The following is a 3,973-nucleotide window of genomic DNA, read 5'->3' as shown; positions in this document are numbered from 1 at the left end:
GATGCTCTGCAGACCGACGAGCTCTGCCCCTGCAACCGCGAGATCGGCGGCGAAACGCTGAAGGTTGCTTGAGGCATCATGTCAATTGAGCAGTTGATGGACCAGATCCCCGATTTCGCCAAGGACGTCAGACTGAACCTGGCGTCGATGATATCAGATGAGACGCTATCACCGCAGAGGAAACACGGGCTGTTGCTCGCCACCGCAATTGCCGCCCGCAATCCTGTAGTGATCGCCGCAATGGAATCTGCGGTAGCTGTCGTGATGACGCCGGCCGCGGTCGCAGCGGCGAAATCCGCAGCCTCGGTGATGGCGATGAACAACGTCTACTACCGCTTCGTTCACCTCTCCGCCAACCCGGAATACAAGACGATGCCGACGCGGCTACGCATGAACGTCATCGGCAATCCCGGCGTGGACAAGGCCGATTTCGAGCTGTGGTCGCTGGCGGTAAGCGCCATCAACGGCTGCGGGGCCTGCATGGACGCGCATGAGAAGGCGCTGCGGGAGGCCGGCATCAGCACGGCGGTCATCCAGACCGCGGTCGGTCCCGCTCCGCGGGTCCATTTCAGCGGTGGTTGGCGACAAAGAGCGCTTCGTCCGCGCGGTCCCGTATCGACCCGGTGGCGAACACGCTCTCGATGGGATTGGTGGTGCGCAAGTGATCCCAACGTTCGGGAAGAAAATCGTAGAAGGCCAGCAGTGCGTCGCGATCCTTCACCAGGCATTCGACCGCCCAGCCGTACTGGCGCAATACTTCTCGGCGAAGACGTCGATCACCGCTTCGGCGGACGCTCGGTTCGCGCCCAATGGACCTCGCAGAACTCCTTCTTGCATGGTGGCCTGCACGGAGAGTGGGACCATGTCCAGGACGTTCACGGTGTTGTGCACCCAGCCTCGCTGGTGGCGTGTGCCGGGAAAGACCTCGTCGAGCGCCTTGTAGAAGTCGCGCTCGCCGGCGCCGATATTGGCCAAACTCGTTGTTATTGATGACGTCATCTGGATTGTTTTGCCAAGCCACGCCTCCCTTAAGGTAGGTCAGCGTGTGGCCCTGCGCGCCAAAAGCGTAACCGAGATGACCGGCGCCAGTTACAAAGACATTTGGGTTTGCCTTGCAGTTTGCGCTCACTATCGTGCCGGAGCCGGCGAGGCAGGTATTTGTGCCGTTGCAGACTGCACCGCTAGCAGTGGGGCCAAACACCGACCTATTCCTCTGCCAGTTGTAGCCGATCCGGCCGCCTGCCAGGAACACAGGAGTATTGACGACGCCATAAACGGACGGACCGTAGGGATTGCTGAAGGGTTTTTGGCCGTAACCACCGTCGACGTGCCCGCCAATACATCCTCCGGACCAGCTCCGCAGGGTCGGTGGCACTTGTGCTGCTGGCCCAAGGGTTCGCCGAATTGGCTGCACCGTTTTCGACCAGCGCAACCGTTGTCGCTCCCCAAGAACGAACTCAAGATCGCATCAAACACTCCGCGGCGCTTTCCCGATCCACAACCAAGCGCCTTCGAGCTGGCAATCGGTGATGGCACCGCGAATGAAGCAAGCAGCGTGCCGCTTGGAAATTGGGGTCTCCAGTTACTTGTTGCGCGATGATGTGCGCCGGACCTGATACGAGCGAGCACGCGGATCCTGCTTGCGGCGATCGAGGGCAGCGGCCGGAGTTTCGCAAATCGGATCGTCGGACGGCCGCGCTCCACTCAGCAGGCGCCGGCCACAGCGCGCGGCCTCGGTCTGAGGCTGCAACGACTGCTCCTCGGCCCAGTCGAACAATCCTCAATGCACCACTCCCCGCCGCGCTTGTCGAACGAGCCGCAACAGCGTCGCCCGATCGGAACTGCCGCACGGGCCCATCCTTGCCGCCGCGCTGCATGACAAGGAAGCACGTCGCAGAGCGGCGCGCGTCGGGCCGACCAGTTCTGTCATAACTGGCCGAACTGGTGGATACTGCGGGCGCGCTTTTGAGCACCTCTCGCGCGGGGAGGCAGGAGCCCTCCGCAGGCCCGGAATAGATGCCATGCCGATCGTGGGGTCGATAGGAGCGGCGCAGCATGGCCTTGCTGGCCCGGGCCATGCAGCGGCAGTACCGATAGATGCAGTTGCGGATCGCCAACCGGTCCAAAGGTTCCATCAGGATCGCTTCATTCAATCACCAACTATCCCGTCTCCGTAGCTAACACTCCAGTCGGAAAACATTGGTGAGAATGTTCCCTCTAGTGTTCTGCCCCGGAAATTCGCTGACAAAGTCGCGCGAGTTTTTGGAGGATGGAGTCGGCGGCAGCGGTCCACATGAAGGGGCGTGAATTTGCATTGTGGCTGCGGATAAAGCGGTCATTTTTTTGACGAGATCGGCGGTGGAATCGAACGATCCCCGCCGGATGGCGCGTTGGGTGATGAGCGCGAAGAAGCGTTCGACCTGGTTGAGCCAGGAGGCGTAGGTTGGCGTGAAGTGAATGTGCCAACGCGGACGGCGGGCGAGCCGGGCCCTGACTTTGGGATGCTTGTGAGTGGCGTAGTTGTCGACGATGAGATGGATGTCCAGTTGGGCCGGCACGTTAGCTTCGATATGACGCAGGAAGGCGAGGAACTCCGGGTGGCGATGGCGGGGTTTGCATTGAGCGATGATTGCGCCATCGAGCACGTTGAGGGCGGCAAACAGGGTGGTCGTGCCATGACGCTGGTAGTCGTCGGTGACGCCTTCGATGTAGCCGAACCCCAACTGCTGGCGCGAACCGCCCGCCTAAATAGTGGCAATTGCGCACTGTGCTCCTCGCGTGTTGGCCCCATCCGTGCGCCTGCCGCCGACCAGTTCGAAGGTGCCTGCGACCCAGCAAGTGTGGCCCACGCTGGAGCCCAGTTAGCACACGAGAACCCACGGCGCGCATTACGCTATGCCATCCACAAAGCGCTGGTTCGTCGCCTTGTTCAACAAGCGCGCAGTTCTCAATGCTCTTCTCGTCGAGCGTCGTCCCGCTCCCGCGCAGGCAGAACCTGGTCTTCTCGCTCGCTTACCCAAATGCGGCGCCCGCAAGAGCTCCTTCTGCTCCAGCTGCAAGCACTCTTCGCGCTTTGCGGGCGCCTCCGCTGCTGCTGGCGCCAACTGCGATCCGCCGGAGACGTTACCGTTGGCCATACGGTCCGAAGATCCCGAGAGCTGAGACGGCGAACCGCAGCATTTTGTTGCCCTGGCTTAGACTGTCAGTTGGTATTCATCAAAAGATATTCTCGGCTGCCTGCCATCTGTGCGGAACGCCGATCGTCAAACCGCCATCGACGACGATCTCGGAACCGGTAAAATAGCTGGACTCGTCGCTGAGTAGGAATAAGGCTGCATGCGACACGTCCTGCGGGCAGCCTGCCCGGCCCAGAGGAATAGGGAAAAGAGAGGGATCGAAACGCTCGGTAGTGGGCGTGGTAATGAAGCCGGGATGAATCGAGTTGACGCGGACGCCAGAGGCGGCTGCCTCCAGCGCAGCAGACTTTGTTATGCCCCGCACGCCGAACTTAGAAGCCACATAGGCATGAAGCCCGGCAGTCCCCCCGCAGCCCCTCGACCGATGAGATGTTGACGATCGAACCGCCGCCCGCGCGCCGAATTGCCGGCAGGGCCGCCTGCATTCCGAGGAACACACCGGTTAAATGACGGCAATGGTTCTATTCCACTGATCGAGCGAGAGCTGCTCGATGGGGGCCATGCTGGCGATCCCAGCATTGTTGACCAACCCATGCAGCGCGCCGAAGCTGCTTTCGGCGACCGCGACCGCCCTGGCCCACTCCGCCGGCTGGGTGACGTCCTGGCGCACGTAGATGGCGGAAGTGCCTAGTTCAGCAGCGAGAGTTTCCCCTTCTGCGTGAAGAATATCAGTAATTACGACCTTAGCGCCCTCGGCTACTAGTCACGTGAATCTAAAGTTCGCCACATAAAGTCTGTTGAGCTTTGTGGCAGAAGCGTTTGACGGAAGCCAAAAT

At 61.0% G+C, this 3,973-nt stretch carries 2 protein-coding genes and 6 pseudogenes; 3 read left to right on the top strand and 5 right to left on the bottom strand.

The features are described from left to right. Window positions 1–72 (top strand): annotated as a pseudogene (locus tag ACZXDY_RS45045) (peroxiredoxin); the annotation flags it as partial. A gap of 6 nt (window positions 73–78) precedes the next feature. After that, window positions 79–546: pseudogene (ahpD, locus tag ACZXDY_RS45040) on the top strand (alkylhydroperoxidase, AhpD family); the annotation flags it as partial. Window positions 547–564: 18 nt separating this feature from the next. Here ahpD and ACZXDY_RS45035 read toward each other — a convergent pair. Continuing rightward, window positions 565–966: pseudogene (locus tag ACZXDY_RS45035) on the bottom strand (transposase); the annotation flags it as partial. Window position 967: 1 nt separating this feature from the next. Between ACZXDY_RS45035 and ACZXDY_RS45030 the strand changes: the two are divergent. Then, window positions 968–1,600 (top strand): hypothetical protein, encoded by a 633-nt coding sequence (locus tag ACZXDY_RS45030; protein ID WP_155255611.1) that lies wholly within the window; start codon window positions 968–970, stop codon window positions 1,598–1,600. Window positions 1,601–2,217: 617 nt separating this feature from the next. Here the strand turns inward: ACZXDY_RS45030 and ACZXDY_RS45025 are convergent. The 4 genes and pseudogenes from ACZXDY_RS45025 to ACZXDY_RS45010 form a co-directional block, all read right to left on the bottom strand. Further along, window positions 2,218–2,705, bottom strand: a pseudogene (locus ACZXDY_RS45025) (IS630 family transposase); the annotation flags it as partial. A gap of 511 nt (window positions 2,706–3,216) precedes the next feature. Next, window positions 3,217–3,531, bottom strand: a pseudogene (locus ACZXDY_RS45020) (SDR family oxidoreductase); the annotation flags it as partial. Beyond that, complete coding sequence (locus ACZXDY_RS45015) at window positions 3,509–3,622, bottom strand: hypothetical protein (protein ID WP_464349907.1); 114 nt, start codon at window positions 3,620–3,622, stop codon at window positions 3,509–3,511. The pseudogene ACZXDY_RS45020 and the gene ACZXDY_RS45015, both read right to left, overlap by 23 nt. A gap of 17 nt (window positions 3,623–3,639) precedes the next feature. Then, window positions 3,640–3,888: pseudogene (locus tag ACZXDY_RS45010) on the bottom strand (SDR family NAD(P)-dependent oxidoreductase); the annotation flags it as partial. Window positions 3,889–3,973 lie beyond the last annotated feature (85 nt).

The organism is Bradyrhizobium sp. LeoB3 (assembly GCF_055456055.1).
This window is presented reverse-complemented; position numbering and strand designations above follow the sequence as displayed.